Origin of the sequence: Cerasicoccus sp. TK19100 (assembly GCF_027257155.1) — a bacterium.
GTDB lineage: Bacteria > Verrucomicrobiota > Verrucomicrobiia > Opitutales > Cerasicoccaceae > Cerasicoccus > Cerasicoccus fimbriatus.
This window is the reverse complement of record NZ_JAPWDU010000004.1, coordinates 47573-66596: the sequence shown is the minus strand read 5'-3', so window position 1 is coordinate 66596 and position 19024 is coordinate 47573. Positions and strand designations below refer to the sequence as shown.

General features: G+C 57.2%; 6 protein-coding genes. 4 read left to right on the top strand and 2 right to left on the bottom strand.

Going from position 1 to position 19024, the window contains the following annotated elements; all coding sequences use genetic code 11:
- Positions 1-135 precede the first annotated feature (135 nt).
- Positions 136-2247 (top strand): tetratricopeptide repeat protein, encoded by a 2112-nt coding sequence (locus O3S85_RS10410; protein WP_269540234.1) that lies wholly within the window; start codon positions 136-138, stop codon positions 2245-2247.
- 11 nt (positions 2248-2258) lie between these two features.
- On the opposite strand, the gene O3S85_RS10405 is transcribed toward O3S85_RS10410, so the two are convergent.
- Positions 2259-3074: a hypothetical protein gene (locus O3S85_RS10405; protein ID WP_269540233.1), complete on the bottom strand. Its 816-nt coding sequence runs from the start codon at positions 3072-3074 to the stop codon at positions 2259-2261.
- Between the two features lie 314 nt (positions 3075-3388).
- Here O3S85_RS10405 and O3S85_RS10400 point away from each other — a divergent pair, with 314 nt between their 5' ends.
- From O3S85_RS10400 to O3S85_RS10390, 3 genes are all read left to right on the top strand, one after another.
- Entirely contained in the window at positions 3389-15577 is a 12189-nt protein-coding gene (locus O3S85_RS10400) for an SdrD B-like domain-containing protein (protein WP_269540232.1), read from the top strand.
- 60 nt (positions 15578-15637) lie between these two features.
- Positions 15638-17377 carry a hypothetical protein gene (locus O3S85_RS10395; protein WP_269540231.1) on the top strand — a complete coding sequence of 580 codons (1740 nt, stop codon included), beginning with the start codon at positions 15638-15640 and terminating at the stop codon, positions 17375-17377.
- A gap of 106 nt (positions 17378-17483) precedes the next feature.
- Entirely contained in the window at positions 17484-18131 is a 648-nt protein-coding gene (locus O3S85_RS10390) for a 3-keto-disaccharide hydrolase (RefSeq protein WP_269540230.1), read from the top strand.
- Positions 18132-18136: 5 nt separating this feature from the next.
- Here O3S85_RS10390 and O3S85_RS10385 read toward each other — a convergent pair whose 3' ends face one another.
- Entirely contained in the window at positions 18137-18982 is an 846-nt protein-coding gene (locus O3S85_RS10385; RefSeq protein ID WP_269540229.1) for an NAD-dependent epimerase/dehydratase family protein, read from the bottom strand.
- Positions 18983-19024: the final 42 nt, after the last annotated feature.

Sequence of the window (19024 nt, the reverse complement as noted above, 5' to 3'; positions counted from 1 at the left end):
CCGTTCGCCCTAGCGAGTGAGTTGAGAGTATTGTTTAATGATCTGCTTATCTGCGGCGTTGACGCTGCTTGGTGAGAAGCAATGCTGAGGGTAATGCATGCTTGGCGCTTGTTTTTGATTTCACTGGCTTTGGCCGTGGCTGCCTTTGGCTTATGGGCCTGTCAGCCGGAGCCCAAGGCAACGCCTGCTGCCAAGCCGCCCTCAGCCCAACCGGGCATGATGCCGGTCACGCATTTTCCGACGCGTCTGGCGAAAATCGGGCCACAGGCCTGTGCACAATGCCACCCGAATGCCGTGGCAGACTGGCATGGCACCCACCACGCGCTGGCGAATCGCCCCGTGGACCCCACGCTCGACAACGCTGCGTTTGTGCCGAGCAAGTCCTTCACCGATGCGGGTGTGACGAGTAAATTCAGCAAGCAGGCAGGGGAATTTATCATCGAAGTCTTTGAAGCTGACGGTAGCAAAAGTCGGCACGCGCTGACGGGGGTGATCGCCGTGGATCCGCTGCGGCAATACCTGGCTCCGTTCCCGGATGGGCAGTGGCAAACCACGAGTGCGGCCTACGATCCGGCTAAGCATGAGTGGTTCGAGGTCTTTAGCGGCGATGGCCGACTGCCTGGTGAGTGGGGCCACTGGACGGGGCAGGGGATGAACTGGAACGCCAACTGCGCGGCCTGCCACATGACGGAATTTAAGAAAAACTACGACTGGCAGACTGGCAAATATGCCTCTACTTGGCTGCAGCAAGGCATTGCCTGCGCCCAGTGCCACTCAGGCTTGGAGGAGCATGTCGCCAAGGCTGCGCAACCGGGATACATCGCCCCGGCCTCGCTGAAAATGAGCAAAGAGCAGATCATGGACAATTGCGCGAGTTGCCATTCGCGGCGTGGCCAGATCACGGCGGATCGTTTTACGCCCGGTGAGCGATTTCATGATCATTTCGATTTGAGCCTGCCGGACCAGCCGGGCCTCTATCACCCGGACGGGCAGGTGTTGGACGAAGATTTCGTTTATGGCTCCTTCATGATGAGCCGCATGGGGCACGCGGGCGTCACCTGTCTGGATTGTCATAACCCGCACACTACCAAGACGATACTGCCCGTGGAGAACAATATGCTCTGCCTGCGCTGCCATGAATCCGGCTTAGAAAATGCGCCGATCATTCAGCCGGAGGCGCACAGTCATCATCCGGCAGGCAGCACTGGTAACCGCTGTGTTGAATGTCACATGCCGGAGACAAATTACATGATGCGTGATCCCCGCCGTGATCACGGCTTCCTTTCGCCTGACCCCTTGATGACACAGGAGCTCGGTATTCCCAATGCCTGCAATCGCTGCCATACCGATGAATCGACGGAGTGGGCGGTGGAATGGGCAGAGAAATGGTATGGCGAAAAATTGGCAGAGCTCCCGCAGCGTGCCCGCGCCCGGGCCCTGGCCGCCGCTTATGAGGGGCAACCGGCTGCACATCAGGCACTTTTGGAATTGGCGGCCAGTGAGGATGTAACCGCATGGCAGGCTACTTATGCCGGTTTATTGGGAGGTTGGGCTAATGAGCCCGCCGTCCTGGCTTATCTGCAAAGTTTGATGGACTCGGACAGTGCTTTGGTGCGGGGGCGGGTAGCGCGTTCCTTGGCCTGGTCGCCGCAAGATGCTTATTTACTACGCGGTGACAAATCACGCAATGTTCGACTGGCTGCCACATTTGGCCTCATTGGCCGCACCCAACTGAGCGAAGAGAATGTGTCGGAATGGATTGAGGCCCAGCAGTTTAACTCCGACCGTCCGCAAAATGCTTTCATCCTGGCGGAACGGCTGTTTTCACTCGGAGGCAATCCGGCTGACATTCGCACGCTAGTGGATCGTGCGGTTGCGTTAGACCGACGATCGGCGGATGTGAATGTGCAGGCTGCGGTATTTTATAGTCGCCTGGAAGATTCCGGGCAGGCAGAGAAGTCGCTCTTTGACGCGCTGGCGATTGATGCGCAGAACGTCCAGGCACTGTATTATTTGGCGCTTTTCCGGGCTGAGCAGCAGAATTACCCGGAGGCGATTACGCTGCTGAAAGATGTCGTAGCATTGGACCCCGGTTACGAGCGCGCGTGGTATAACCTTGCACTGGCTTACACGAAACAAGGGCAATGGCTGGAGGCGCGTGATGCCATGCTGCACGCGCCTTCCATGGAAAATACCCCGCAGTGGAATCAGACCATGCAGGTCATCCGTCAGCGCTTAGGTAATTGATGGCGAACGCTTTATTGATTCTCGGTGAACTCAAGTCGCAGAAACTTGCTCTTGCTGCCGACGCCGATTGGCTGTGAATCACGGATCAAGATGAAGCCATCGGGTAGGGACTCCACCACGGCCGCCGAGACGTTCTCGGCAAAATGAATGTCGGGCGAGACCCAGCCATTTACCTGGATATCGGCGTCGATGGAGGGTTGGATGACTACGCCCAGGTAATCACTTTGTTCATTTTCTGGGAGCGCGGTTTCGCTGGGAGACTTGACTACGCCAGGCGTGAACAGTGGACCGGTCGTAGCCTCGGTCGGGTCGATGTCCAGGGCAAACTCAATGACGTTATCCACGTTGTTGCCATTCGCGTCATCTTCGGCACCGGCATTGGCGTCCGTGTCCGCGAAGAACTTCTTCGCCCACAGGTCGTAGGAGATGACGGGGATTGGGGTGGTGTTGCTTACTGGTGAAGTCACCATCTGGTAACCAGTACCATTGATGTAGCCAATAATTGCTTCAGTGGCGGAGCCGACCATCCAGTTTACCTTTTGTTCGAGCACGCCGTCGCTGGGCCAGATCCAGGCCGGGTCAGTAATGAGAATCCATTCCATATCGTCGCGGGTGCGGCGCACGCCCCAGATATAGCCTTGTTCTCCAATTGGGTCGGTGTTGGTTACCTCGTGCCTTGCGTTGAACACGCTATACTGGGTGTTGTAATTCACGGCATCGATGGTTTCCCAATTTTCCGCCCAATCTGCGACGTTGCTGGGGGTCGGAGTAAAGTCGGCAAAATATCCCAGATAGAAAACGTAACTAGAGTCCAATGGGGTGGCCAAATCGCTCTGTAGGTTAACTGCATATACCGAGCCGCCCCAGTCTAAAGAACGGGCTGAAAGGCCTTTACAGAAGATAAGGGATAATGACCCCAATATTAGCAAGGTGAAGACTTTGCTATTGAGCAATTTTCTCTGGAATAATAGTGTCTTTTCCGACTCTTTTTGTAAATCCTTCATTTTTTATTAATGTTTTGCTATTTTAAACCGTATGGTTTGTCAATTCTTTCACCTCTGATTAGTAGGTTTGTATTTGATTCTTAACTACTAACTAGACCTGCTATTCATTGGAGTAAATTCCTCATCGATAAATTCCCTTGAAACGAAAAACTACAACTTTTGCTTTACTGGTGCGCACTTTGATCGGCGCATTGCTCTTTGGCTTTACTTCAGTTTTATGGGCCGGCCCTGAGCCGGTTCAGTATTTCTACCTACCGCTGCCCGAGGCTTCCATGCAGCGTACGCTCGCGGAGCTTCAGCCCACCCGCAGCATCGGGCAGACGATGCGGAGCGTTACCTCGCTGACGACTACCCGCGACACAACGATCATTTATTATGACCATTGGGAAAATGGTTATGACATCGATATCGCCAATCCGGTAAATATCTACAGTGCGAGCAATCCCGGTGGCACGCAGATCTGGGGGGACAACGATCCGTCCAACGGTATCCCTCCGGGATTCGCGACGGATATCATCGATGCGGACGCCGTCATCGCCTTGACCAACGATGTCCCGACACCGCGCAATGTCTCCAACATTCTCTTTGACGCGCGTGATAAGCTGGCCTCCACGAAGGCCGTTGCCATGACACGTGCAGAATGGGCGACCGATCCCGGTACCGTTCTGGCCGGCGCGGTGGAAGTTTACTCGGTCGCCTTCCTGGGTAGAGAGTATGAGTTCCCGATCGGTGAGGACATGGCAGGCATTTCCGACGAGATGTTCGAGTATGTGTCCGTCTATGTCATGTCGGTGAAAGATGGCAACACGGTGCAAATCGACTTGGACGGCGATGGCATCGTGGACCTGACCCGCACGCTCAATGAGGGCGAAAATTTCTTTGCCAACGGCGTTGAAACCGGTGGCACGATCACTTCTACCGAGAAGGTGCAGGTCCACCTGATCACCGGTAACCAAAGCAACAACGGCGGTAATCTGGAAGCACGTTGGTTCACCCAACTGCCGATCGATACCTGGAGCTCGCGGTACTATAACCCGGTTGGCAGCTCCGGCAACAACCAGCCAACCCGTGTCTATCTTTATAACCCGAGTGGCACTGCGATTGATGTGGATTTCGAGACCTTCGTCAGCTCTGGCACGATCAACATCGGCCCGGGTGCCATTGCGGAATACACCATGCCAACCAGCTCCGGCGCGGTCTTTAACTCGCAGGGAGGTGAGCCGTTCTTTGGCGTCGCCAGCGTCGCGGCTGGCACGAACAACGGCGGTTCCTCTGGCACGGATAACGATACCTGGGACTGGGGCTTCAGCCTCGTGCCGGAAGAAATTTTGACGCCGCAAGTTGTCGTCGGCTGGGGCCCAGGCGCGGATGATCGCGATGGCAACGGCATACCGGACGCCCAGGGTAGCCCGGTATGGGTCGCAGTCACCGATAGCACCGTGGTTTATGTGGACTACGATGGAGACGCCTCCACCGGCCCAAATGCCGACCCGAATGGCAACCGTTACGACGTGGCCTTCAACCTGAATCGCCTGCAGCAGACCAAGGTTTACGACAATAATGATAACGACCAGACGGGCATGAAGCTCTACACGGTCGATGGCACGCTGATCACTGCAGCCTGGGGGCAGGACCCAAGCACGGCGGGTTCGGGCAATCCTTACTTGGACTTGGGCACAACGGTACCGCCGTTTCCCTTTCCGCAGCTCGTGAAAACCGCTCAGGAAGTCTCCGATGGTGACGGCATCTATGAGCCGGGAGACACCGTAGAATATACGATCAGCGTGACAAATCTGGGGGCCGTTCCGCTGGCCGACCTGGTCTTGTCCGACGAGCTGCCAAGCACGGTTACATATGTTCCCGGCACCTTAGAGGTCGGCGGCATTGCGCAGGCCGATGATCCTTCGGGCACGCCGTTCCCGCTCGATGGTGACGGCATCATTCTGCCGACTATCGGCGTCCGCGAGGAGTTGTTGGTCGTATTTGATGTCACGCTGGATCCCGCCGCCGCAGGTAGCTTGGTGAATACCGCGATTTTGGACATTGGTCCGGAAGTGCTGATCGCCGATACGCTGTCGTCTTCCAGCCAGATTAACGTGGTCAATGACCGCGTCGCCCCGTCGATCAATTTCACCGACAACGGCTATGCGACGGTTTCACTTTACGACATCGGCGACGATATTTACCTGCAGTTAGTTGATTCCGACCTGAGCATTAGCGAGAACACCGCCGACACCTTCACTGTCGTGGTGACCAACACGGACAACGGTGACTTCGAGCTGGTTGAGTTGACCGAAACCGGTGCTGATACCGGCGTCTTCCGGGGTGGTCCACTTGCCACTGCCGGCGGTACATCGGGTTCCTCTCAGAATGGAATTTTGACGATGGACGTGGGTGACACGATCAGCGTTACGGCCACTGACCCCGGCGACCCCGTTAGTTTGCCGAATTCCGATTCCGCGACCGCGACAGTGCCCGTTCCGACCAACGAAAAGCTGCTCTACCTGCGCGATAATGCGCCAGGCAATGCCCTGAGCCGTGTTGAGCCAGGTGCCGCTGGCCGCCCCGGCTCGACCCTCACCATGGAGTCCGGCGTGGAGCAAAATGGTCCCTCGGATTTTGACACCTACGTGGCGGGCATCGATTTCAGCTCCAGCGCTTCAGCTACGGTCAGCTTGGCGCACACGGTTAATGCTGGCAATGACCGCATTCTGGTGATCGCTATTTTCGGTGAGGAAGACCAAAATTACACCGGCTTCGACATTAGCAGCGTTCGTTGGGACTCCGATTCGGCGGCCCCACAAACGGCTACGAAGCTGAGTGACCAGGGCACGACGGAAGAAGCCTTCGTTGAAATTTGGTATGTGCTCAATCCAGCCTTGGGCAATGGCGATGTGGATGTGTCCATGATCGAAGGCCGCGTCAACGGCGGTTCGGAAGACTCGATTATCGTCGTGGCCACGACCTTCAATAACGTGGATCAGGGCAGCCCCTTCGACACGCCACAAACCAACAGCGGTTACTCCACTTCGGCTACCATCACCAATGTGCCGGGTGATCCGGGTGACCTGGTTTATGCTTATGTTTCTCAGGACGACGCGCGCACGATCACCGCGAATCCCGGGCAGGACAATGTGTTTGGTCCGGTGAAGGCTGAAGGCACCACGGGTGATGGTTCCGAGGGTGAAATTTCTTCCAAGATTATTGGCCCCGGAGAAAGTTCGGCGGACTTCGGCTGGACCTTTGGCGGCAGTGATGCCTGGGCGGTGGCCGCCTTTGCGATCAACAGCTCGGTGAATAACGCCGTCAGCTTCTCGCAATCGCCGACGATGAGTTCCACTTTCAGCATGCCGACCAATGGCGCAGTGGGCGCTACGGTCTTCATTGAAACCACGGCGACGCTGGGTGCTACGGCGGATATTTCCGTCGATCTGTCCGTCGGTGGAAACAGCTTCTTCCAAGACGACACCGCGACGGTGACTACCATCTCGACCGGGGCGACGAACATTTATCGCTTGGACTGGAGCGGTCTGCTTGGCTCGGATTTCACCATCAATCCCGGTGAGGCGATCGATATTGGGCTGCTCAATGGCACCGGAATTACTTACGATATTCTCTACGACAGCGGAACTTACCCGAGCGCATTGGCGCTCCCGGCAACGACCGTTATTGACGTGGAAAATGTGGATATCTACGACGCACCATTCCCCAATGGCAGCATTGCCGCCGACGGTTTTGTCGGCCAGAAGTTCTATATCCGCACCACGATCAGCGACCCCTTTGGCACTTCGGACATCAGCAACCCGAGCATTCAAATTACTGATCCCAACAGCGCCAACCTGCTGATCCCGGACCCGAGCGATCTGAATTCCGTGGCAACGGTGATCGCGAGTGATTCAGACTCGATTACCTACGAATACGAGTGGCAAACCCCGGCAACGGACGGCGTTTATACCGTTACTGTTTCGGCGGATGAGGGCACAGAAGGCACCGTTTCTGACACGATGCAGAGCACCGTCACGCTGGCGGGCATTGATGGCGGCACGCCGTCGCGCATCTACTTTACCACCGGCGACAACGGACCCGACACCGACACCTACACCAGCGGTGAGTCCATTGGCGTGCGTCTCGTCGATTATGATGAAAACGAAGACCCCGGTGCCATCGACACCGTGCAGGTGATGATCACCACCAGCTCGGGCGACACCGACGTCGTCACTCTCGTGGAAACCGGCGTCAATACCGGCATCTTCACCGCAGCATTCCCCTCGGCCACAGATACCACGAATGGCGACGATGGCGACATCAACGCGGGCGTGGGCACCGGCCTCACGGTCACGTATTTCGACGACGACGACCCAACGGACAGCTCTCAGGATCAGGCCGCCGTGCCACTCACCACTCCGAACACCGCGGGCGTGGTGGTGGACAAAGTGTTGCTGAGCCCATCGGACGGCAACGCGATCGTTGGCGACCAGGTTATTTACAGCATTACCGTTACCAACGTGGGTAACGTGGACCTCGATTCCGTGGAGCTGATGGATGAATTTGAAGACAGCGAGTTCACTTTCGTCTCGGCATCCGTCAGCCCGGATAGCAACACGGTTTCCACAGGCACCCGCACGCTGACCTGGGATGATCTCGGTGCTTTGGAAGTTGGCGAAAGCGTCACCATCACGGTAACTTACACGGCGGCTGACTCCGGCAATCCGGCCTCCAGCACCGCGACGGCCAATGCCACTTCCGCGTTCAATGACCCGAGCGACACCGACACCGAACTGCTCACGATCACCAATCCGTCTTTGACCGTCGTCAAGACGCTCGTCGGTGGTCCGCAAACCGCTTATTATGGGAACCTGGTTGAGTTCACGATCGATATCACCAACTCCGGTGACACCACCATTGAGACCTTGCCGTTCACGGACAATTACAGCTCCTGTTTGCAGTTGTTGGCTGCGACACCATCGCCTGATTCAAAGGGCGGCGGCGTGGCGCAGTGGAATGACCTGCTCGCTGGCGCGGCGACTTTGGCACCGTCTGCCTCGACGCAGATTACCTTGACCTTCCTCGTGGTCGGCGAGTGCGATCCGGCCTTGAACGTGGGCGAAGTCCGCTATGCGATCGACACCGATGGCAACCCCGTTCCTCCGGCTGAGGACACCAACGAAGATCTCACTACCGACGCGGCCAGCGTCAGTGGCACGGTCTGGCAGGACGATGACGGCAACGGTGCCCAGAACGGTGCCGAAGGCGGCATTGCCGGCATTCGTGTTTTCCTCGATCTTGATGACGACGGCGTGCGTGATGCCAACGAGCCGTTCGACATCACCGATGCCAACGGCGAATACCGCATCGGTAATTTGGCCGAGGGTAGCTACACCGTGCGCATCGATGAGAACTTCCTCGATGATGCGCTCTCCATCACCACGCCAGCGCTAACTTATTTCTCACTTACGCTGGCACCCGGCGAAGACGCCGATGCGGACTTCGGACTAGAGCTGACCACCGTGACCGGCATCATCTTTAATGACGTGGATGGCGACGGTAATACGACGCCCGGCATTGGCGAAAACGGCATTGGCGGCGTGGATGTTGTCATCACTGATTCACTGGGCAATGTGCAGACCATTCGCACCTTGGCGGATGGTAGCTATACGGCAGAAGTCGCCCCGGGTGAAGTTTGGGTGAACGTTGTCGAGTCGTCCCTCCCTGCAGGCTACACGCTGACCACGGACTTGGGCGTGGACAACGAGCCTCAGTCGCTCACCGCAGTCGCTGGCGTTAATACGTTTACCGGCATTGGTTACCAACAGCCGCAAGGCGTTTCCGGTCACCTGTTCATCGACTTGGATGGTGATGGCGTGCTGGATCCGGGCGAGCCCGATCTCTCTGGCGTGACGGTATTTTACGATGTCAACGCCGACGGCATTCTCGACCCCGATGGCGCAAACAACATCCCCGGGGACAACGATGACGAAGTCAGCTACGTAACCGATGCAGCCGGTGATTACATCCTGGCCATTCCGGCTACCGGCTCGGTCTCGATCAAGGTGGATACTTCGACCCTGCCAGCCGGCATGGACACGACGCCGACCACGGGCAACGATCCGCAGAGTGTTACCGTCAGCGCCAGTGCGACCACTGCGGCGAATGACACCGGTTTTGCCTTCGCAGGTCTGGGCGTGTTCAAGACTTCGAACGCCACGGGCGACGTTGAACCAGGGGACACGATTACCTACACGATCACGGTTTCGAACAATTCTGGCAGCATGCATACAGGCATCGATATCACCGATACCTTGCCGGCCGATGTTACCTTCGTCGCAGGCAGCCTGAATTTCTCCTCTCCGTCCGGATACGATATCTCCGCTACAACGAACATCACGGACAACTTCGAATCCCAGAATGGCGCGGGTGGCACGCCGCTCGCAGCCAGCGGTGCACCTGGTTGGGTTGGCAACTGGTTTGAAATCAACGAGGCCAATGGCTTCGGCTCCGGCTTTGTGCAAATCCTCAACGACACCAATTCATCTCCGTCGACGTGGTCACTCCGCGTGGAGTCTCAGGATTTCGGTGCCGGTCGCGGCCTGGACCTCTCGGCTGCAAACTCAGCTACCCTCGATTATACTTTCCGCCGTGAATCGTTGAACTTCGACGACGACGTGGTCGATGTGCAGATTTCGGCCAATGGCAGTGCACCGTGGACGACGCTTGGCACGGAGGGCGGCAATGTAGCCGATGACGCCAATTACGTTGACCAGGGATCGCCCATCACGATCGATCCGAGCTTCTTCACCAGCAACACGGTGCTGCGTATATACTCCGAAACCGGCGTGTTGGAAAATGCCGACTACGTCTATTTCGACGATCTGGTGATCAGCGTTAATTGGACGGACTCTGCGTCGCAGACCGGATCCGTTGGCAACTTCCCATCAAACAACGAACTGGGCAACAATTACACCTTGGCTGACGGCCAATATATCACCATCACCTACAAGGTAAAGGTCGTTGCCGAGCCGGCTGGTGCCGCCATTACGAACACCGCCAGTGTCGTGAGCGATCAGCAGGGCGTGGCAGTTGATTCGACGGTAACGGACAATATTTACGACCCGGCACAGGGCATCCTGAGCGGCTACGTTCTCGAGGACACCACCGGCGATGGCAATGGCAACCTGGGCATCGAGAATGTCTTTGTCGAGCTGCTCGACGCCAGCGGTGACCCAATTGACAGCGACCCGGGTCTGCCCGGCGTGCAGCCGACCATTACCCGCACCGACAGCGACGGAGCCTACAGTTTCGAAGGCGTCACACCCGGCAGCTACCAGGTCCGCCAGACGCAGCCAGCTGGCTTCTTAAGCGTAGCAGGCGCAGATGACGGTGGTGATGTGAACATCCTCGGTGACGTCACGCTCATCGTCATCACCGATGGCGTCTCGACCACGGGCAACACCTTCGTCGAGCAAAAGCCCGCCACGATCATCGGCTATGTCTATGAAGACTTCGATGGGGACGGCAATGGCGACATTGGCATCGCAGGCGTAATCATTGAGCTACTCGACGCGAGCGCTGCCAGCATCGACAGCGATCCGGGAAGCCCCGGCATCCAAGCCACGACAACGACAACGAATGTCTCCGGCCAGTTCTTCTTCAGCGACTTGACTCCGGGTGCTACCTACCAAGTGCGCCAAGTGCAACCAGCTGGATACCAGAGCTTGGGCGATTCCGACGGTGGTATCGCAAACCGCATTGGTGATATCACTCCCATCACGGTAACGATCGGGCTCAACGGCGGTTACTACTTCTTGGAAGAGCTACTGCCTGGTAGCATCTCGGGCACAGTCCTGGACGACACCGATGGCGATGGTAACGGCGATGTTGGCATTGACGGCGTTCGCGTCTTCATCGACCGCAACGGCAACGGCGTCTTCGATGGCGTTGATGTTGAAGTAACGACCTCCGGCGGCGGTGTCTTCAGCTTCGGCAACCTGCGTGCCGGCGTTTACCAGATCGTTGCCGAGGATGCTTCTGGCTATGTTTCCATTAGCGACTCGGATGGCGGTGATCCAAGCATTACCGTCATCAATCTCGGTGCCGGTGCGGATGAATCCGACACCGACTTCATTGATGGCTTGCCTGCGACGATCAGTGGTCAGGTGCGCGACGACCTTGATGGCGATGGCGACACCGGCGACGCGGATTCCGGCATCGCTGGCGTGACGATTGAAATTTACGAAGACATCAATCAAAACGGCTTGGTCGATTTCAATGAAGATGTTTACACGACCGTGGTGACCGACGGCTCCGGCAACTTCAGCTTCGATGTTCCGGCCGGAGATTACCTCCTGCTCGAAATCGATCCAAACAACTACCTGAGCACGGCGGACTCTGTGGGCGCGAATGACAACCAGATTGGTCTGACGGTTTCGCCCAACACGACCTACGGCAGCAACGTATTCCTCGACACCAACCAAGGCCCCAATCTGAGCATCAGCAAGACGCTCAATGGCGGTGCGACTACCGTTAATTACGGAGCTTCAGTTGCCTACACCATCACGATTACGAACGATGGTAACACCAACTTCGACACGGTGCCGTTCACGGATAGTTTCTCCGATACCCAATTGAATTATGTATCGGCTTCGCCGCTGCCATCCACCACGTCTGCGGGGACGTTGACCTGGAACGACCTCGGCACGCTAGCCATCGGTGCTACGCATACCATCACCGTCAACTTTACCGTTATCGGTGAGGGTAGCCCGATTGTTAACACCGCCACCGTTACGAATGCTGAAGATGAGTTTGGCACGCTGGTGAGTGGCTCCGACACCGATAGTTTGCTAACCGCAGAAACCGCGAGCATCAGCGGTCAAGTTTGGGAAGACGATGACGGCGATGGTAGCTTTGATTTCAGCGAATCCGGCTTCAGTGGTGTGGTCGTTGTTTATGCTGACTTGAATTCCAATGGTGTCCGCGACGCCAACGAACCGAATGACACCGTCGATGGCTCGGGCAATTATACGATCAACAACTTGGCTGCTGGGACATACCGCATCCGTGTTGATGAAAGCACTTTGCCTAATGGCGTGAACTACAGCATTTCCTTCCCGATTCCGCCCGCCAATCCGTATTACGACATAACGGTATCGGCCAATGGTGACGATACGGGTAACGACTTCGGCTATCAGCCGCAGATCGGTGATTTGACCATTACCAAGGTCGGTGCAAATGAATCCGCAGTTGATGGAGGCGCCGTCGATCCGGGTGAAACGATCACCTATACAATTACCGTCGAGAACAATGACTCGATCGCGCATACGGGAATTGATGTCACGGATGTGCTGCCAACTGGTATCACCTACGTACCATCTTCCGTCAGCGTAACCGCTCCGGCAACCTACGTTTCCGGCACGTCGACGTCGACGGTGGTTTCTGAAACTTGGCCCAGCACTAGTTACAACAATGGCAGCGTGAGCACGCCGGGTTGGTCCAACGGCTCGTGGTCTGAGATCAACGAAAACGGCAATACCAACAACGGTGACCTGCGGGTCGTCAACGATGGCGGCAACAACGCATTCCGCATCATTGGTGATAATGGAAGCGGCGCTCAGCCATACCTGCAGCGCGGCATCAACCTCTCGACCTTTACGGCCAGTGATACCGTGACGCTGTCCTTCGACTGGCGCTACGACGGCAATGGCTTCGCGGATGACGAGGCGTCCATTCAAATCCGCGCAACCGGCTCGGGTGGTTGGACAACCTTGCAGACCGTTGGTGGCCCGACCGTGACTTCCTACGCCACGGCTACGACCAATATCTCGTCGGCCTTCTTTACCAGCACCGCGCAGCTTCGAATCATTGCCGAAGGCGGGATGGAATCCTCGGATATTATTTACTTCGATAACATCCAGATCACCGCGACCGTAACGACTATTGCGTCCCAAAGCGGCACTCCGGGCGATCCGTCCAGTCTGGCGACCAACTATGGTCTCGGAGCTGGTGATTCCATGACTATCGAGTTTGAAGCGACTGTCGATGGCCCGATCCCCAGCGTTGCGCAGGTTCAGAACATCGTTGAACTGTCCAGCGACCAGCAGCCGGGCCCGATTTCCGCGACTGAGTTTAATGCAGTCAACGTCGGCACGATCTCCGGCACCGTGCTGGCGGACAACGATGGTAACGGCGTCGGTGATGCCGGCCTGAGCGGCATTGTGCTGACGCTACGTAATGCTGATGGCTCACCGATTGACATTGATCCGGATACCGGCGGCGTGCAGGAGCCGGAAGCGACCACCAATGCCTCGGGGTCCTTCACCTTTGAGAACATTCCGCTCGGTGATTATCGCGTTGTGCAGCTGACTCAGCCGGTTGGCTACATCAGCATCGCAGACACCGATGGCGCGAATGATACCATTAACAACATCATTGGTGACGAGACTGCGCTCACGCTCGCAAGCAGGGGTGATGAGATTTCGAACCTGATCTTCCTGGAGGCGCAGTTCGGCTCCATCTCCGGCACGGTTTACAACGACTTGAACCTGAGTGGCGACTTCGATGGCGGCGAGCCCGGCTTGGCTGGTGCGGTGATCGACCTGATCCTCGACACCAATGGCAATGGCCTCGTCGACCCGGTGGATATCGTTTACGCTTCGCCAGCCGTCACCGATGGCAACGGCGACTACAGCTTCGCCAGCGTCCCGGTCGGCACCTACATCATTCGCGAAACAGATCCAGCTGGTTACTACAGCACGGGCGACGACGAGAACCCGAATGACAACTTGATCATCACTGGTATCGTTGTCACCAGCGGTAGCACGATCAGCAGCGGCACTTCGTTCTACGACGCGAGCGCCGTGGCCAACGACGACAATGACTGCGAATCGGACTTCCTCGAACGCGCGCTCAATGGCGACACCAATTCCGCCGTGTTCAGCGAACCGCTGCTGCGTGTTGAGTTGATCAATGCCAACACCGGTCGCTTCGATGTTATCTTCACCCGCCCGGATGGCCTGCTGAATGTCAGCTACACGCTGCAAGGCACGAACGATCTGCTCGGCACCTGGTTCAATATCGCGACGATTCCGGCAAACTCTGTAGTTGGCGCGCCGTTTACCAGCGTGGACAACGGCGGCTCGGAAACGATTACCTATGGCAACATCCAGTCGGCCTCGGGCTTTGTCTCGACGGACTTCGGTCTGGTTCGCCTCGCGGTGACCACGGGCACGACCACGCTTTACACGCAAACCTATGGTTGGCAGGCCACGCAGATGGAGCCCGCCGAGGCCAACTCCTGGTCCACGCCGTTCACGGTCGACGAAGTTTTCTGCGGCACGGTTGACACCGTGATTGGCTCGACGCTCGACTTGAACAGCTCCGCCAATGGCGCGGACCTTGGCGCTCTGCTCTCGGGCGGCACGCACTACGTGGAGGTAACCAGTGGCGCGCTGGAAGGGCATCGTTTCGAGATCGAATCCGGCGATGTGGACGAGATCACGCTGCGCACCGATGCGGACATCTACTCCTACACCTCGGAGAGTGACAATACCTTCAACACCGCCAACGGTATGCCCGCGCTGGGTGGGTCGGATATCAAGATCCGCCGCTTCAAGCAGTTCGGCGAGCTGTTTGATAAGGACACGATCTTTGAAGGTCAGGAAAGCGATGACCCGAATCTCGCCACCCACATTTACATCTACAATAACCGACGCCCGGTTCCAGAATACGAGGCCTACATGCTGGCCTACTACGGCCCGGAATTCGCCTTCTTCGGCATCACGGAGGGAGCTTATTGGGTGCGCGAAGATCAGCTATTCCCATTTGAAGATCAGGCCACGCTGGACATCGATCCGGCCACCGGCTTCGTGATCATTTCCCGCCAGGAAGCCTCCAAGCTGTATGCCTACGGCAAGGTGCGTAACCACGATGCGGCGGTTGTCCTCAATGACAATGGCGACGATCCTTCCATTGCCGGCTTCAACCTGATTGGTGCCATGTATCCGGTGACACAGGTGCCGGTCGATGGCGCAGACTCCGGCCAGAATGGCCGCGGCATGACCTCCAGTGTCTTCCAGGCTGGCAACGATCCGGACAACGCCGCGGAAATCATTCTCTGGCCGACGGACCCGGAAGTCGATGGACGCACCACGGTGTTCTTCCTCTTCGACGATACCGAGGACGCATGGGTGAACTATGCGGAAGTCGGCGGGCCTCCATTTACTGACCTCAACGATTCACCTAACTCGCTGTCGTTCCGCAGTGATCGCGCGAGTCTCATCAAGCTGCCAGAGGGGGACGAAACGGTGCTGATTGTGCCGCAACCGACTCCTTAAGCTCTATTCCAGATATACTGTTCAGTGCTAACTAAACGCGCCAGATTCATCTTATTATGCATGCTGCCAGGAGCCTTGGCCGCCCAGATTACTATTAACTGGGGGACGGGTCTTTCGTTCAATCGAATCGTGCAGCAAGACGGAACCTCGGTTCCATCACCCAGCAACGGCTACACCTACGAGTTGGGCACGTTTGGGAGCTTCGTCCCGACCGCGGACAACTTCGATCAGTGGGCGGATAACTGGCACGCTTTCGACGGTGATCCGTTTTTCTACACGGCAGGCGGGTCGAATCTCGGCCTCTATGTGGATAGTGCGGGCCTGAGTTCCAGCCAGCAAACGACTTCCTCCTACACGGGGGCAGATACAGGCTACACGTTTTCTCCGGGCCAGCAGGCTTATGTCTGGATCTACAATGATAACGATCCGAATAGCATCAACACGGATACGCAATGGGCGCTCTACACGCAGCTGATCGACGGCACCAGCACGATCGACAAAGCGTGGCAAATGCCGGACGCCAGCACTTCGACGACCACGCGCTCGTGGTTTGTATCTTCCGCGGACACGGCCGTGTGGGGTGGGGTGGATAGCGGTGCCGACGTTGGCGGTGGTAACATCATTTCCACACCCGGTTCTTACCACGTGCAAACGGCGGGCTTCACCGCAGGCGTTTTTTGGGATATCAACGGCTCCACCGCTGGTGCCACGAATTCGACCACCGCTACTGGCACCTGGAACAGCACGAACACCAACTGGAGCAACGACCCAACGGGCAACATCACTACCGGCACCTTTACCGATTACAAGGTCGCAACCTTTGCCGCCAACGACGGTGGAACCGGGGCGGCCAGCGGAACTTATACCGTGACCAAGGTCGGCAGTGAGAATGTTTATGGTCTGGATTTCCGCGATGGCACGGTGACGATTGGCCACGGCTCCGGCGGTGAGATCGTCTTCGACACCAATGGTAAGCAGATCGCCTTCGATGATGGCGCGGGTAACAACGGCCTGATCGACACGGCGTTCGTCAACGTTCATAGCGGCCATACCGCGACAATACAGACGGCTATTTCCAGCAATCAGGACGTCAATGTGACCGGTGGTGGCACGTTGGTGCTGAGCGGATCGCAGACCGGCGAGATCGATGGCACCTTGTCGATTCAGAACGGCACTACATTGCAGATGTCCGGCACAGGAACCAATCCACGCCTCGGCTTCGACAGCGGTGGCACGACTAACATCAGCATCGACGGCGGCACGCTGTTCATTGAAGAGAGCAGCCCGGATACGAACATCCAGTTTGGCTCCACGACGACGGTTCAGTTTACCGGCGGCACGATTGCGGTGGGTAATGCCAACGAATCCCTGAGCACGCTGAGCCTCACGCTCGATTCGGCCTCCAACATCGACTTTACCGGGGAAACCACGTCGTCGAAGATCGCTTTTGCCGATAGCTCGGGTCTTGATTGGTCCAGCTCGGAAACGCTTTACGTGACGGACTGGGCGGGTAATCCGCTCAACCTGGGCACGGGCGAAGGTGCTGGCACCGGCGGTGGCGGTCTCGACCAATTTTTCATTGGTTCCAACGGCAACGGCATCACCTCTGATCAGCTGAGCAAGATTAAGTTCGTGAATCCCTATGGCTTGGCTCCGGGGGTCTATGACGCCTACATTTTGAGCACGGGTGAGATTGTTCCGGGTGTGATTCCGGAGCCCTCGACTTATGCTTTCGGGGGATGCTTGATCCTGCTGGGGGCGCTGGACTTTTACCGCCGCCGCAAGAAGGCTGCGCAGTAGGCAGCACGCAGACTTTTCTGAAATATTTGGTCGAGATTTAGAATCGGTTAACGCCTTGGGCGATTTGCCTTTCATGCCGCCTGCGCTGCTGGCATACTCCGGGCTTATGAATCAATCCCTTGCGCCCTGCCTATTCCTTGCCACTACGCTGCTTGCCGGACTCGGGCACGCTGCTACGACGACCTTGCCCGATAAGCCCATTGCCGATCTAGCATTCTACGATGGCGAAACCGCGCTCAATGGTGCCGATGCCTGGAAGGTCGAGGGCGATGAGTTGGTCTGCTCGGGCGCTCCTCGTGGCTACCTGGTACTGACAGAAGACATCGGCGACTACACGCTGAGCTTTGAGTGGAAATGGGACAACGAGGAGGGCGGCAATAGCGGCGTGCTGCTCCATGCCTTGCCAGCCACGAGTGGATTCCGCACCTGGCCAAGCAGTGTCGAGGTGCAGCTACAGCATGGCATGGCAGGCGACTTTTACGCCATTGGCCAGTTGCCTGGTTTTGTGGGCGAGGGCTCCATGTTTGTGGCACCCGGCGTGCCAGTGACGCGGCTGGACCGCAAACAAACCAACGAAAAACCAATCGGCGAATGGAACGCGATGGAGCTCCGCGCCGAAGGCGATGTCATCACCGTCATCGTTAACGGCGAAACGGTAAACGAGATCACCAAGGTCAAGCCAGCCAAAGGTGCCATCGCACTGCAAAGCGAAGGCTCACCCATCCGTTTTCGCAAGATCGAGCTGAAGCAGTAGCGCGCCTACACCTCGTCGCGCCAACTGTATTTTGGTGTGAAGCCGAGCACCTCGCGCGCCTTGGAAATATCGTAGAGCGCATCGTTCGGGCCGGGCGTCGGCGTGTAGGGGACGTCGGGATATGCGGCCGCCATTAGCTGATCATTCGGCATGCGCATGACGGTGTCTGCCGCCGCGATGGTAAAGAAGTCAACGCCGTTGAAGTCGCAGTAAAGCGCGCATTCGGTGGCGCGGGCGACGTCGCGTGAGTCGATGTAGCCCCACATGTTAACGGCGCGGAGCTTGGGGTCGTCCTGCCATTTGCTGAACTTCGCATAGTCGGTGTCTGGGTCCATGACGTTGGACAGGCGCAGGCCAATGATCGTGATGCCGGACCAGCGGTGAAACTGGCGCGCCATCTCTTCGCCCAGCACTTTGGTCAGTGCATAGGCTGACTCCGGATAGAGCGGCGCGTTTTCGCTCAGCGGTGCGTGATCCGGTTTTTCCTGATGAAACGGCAGGCCAAAACAAGTCTCACTCGAGGCCCAGACGATGCGCTTAACGCCGTGCAACCGGGCGGCCTGAAACACATTATAAGTTGAGACGGTGTTGTTGCGGAAAATCTCGCTCTGCGGTCCATGGCTCGGAGAGGGAATTGCCGCAAAGTGGACCACTGCGTCCGCGCCTTCCAGGACGTCCACGACTTGTCCGTAATCGGTCAGATCAACGGGGATAAACCGGCAGGCGAGCTTGGGCTCGGGCGCTTTGATGTCGACATTGATAATGGCGCGTCCGCCGTTGTGCAGGTGGTTGGCCACGGCGCGGCCTGCCTTGCCACTGCCTCCGGTGATGATGATCTTTTTAAATGACATGTAGGGATGGTTGCTTGAAAATGAGGTAGCGGCAATTTTCGG

Excerpts from the sequence above, each read along its gene's own strand:
- O3S85_RS10390 (WP_269540230.1), top strand. The coding sequence starts at position 17,484 with ATGAATCAATCCCTTGCGCCCTGCCTATTCCTTGCCACTACGCTGCTT.
- O3S85_RS10395 (WP_269540231.1), top strand. The coding sequence starts at position 15,638 with ATGCTGCCAGGAGCCTTGGCCGCCCAGATTACTATTAACTGGGGGACG.
- O3S85_RS10385 (WP_269540229.1), bottom strand. The coding sequence starts at position 18,982 with ATGTCATTTAAAAAGATCATCATCACCGGAGGCAGTGGCAAGGCAGGC.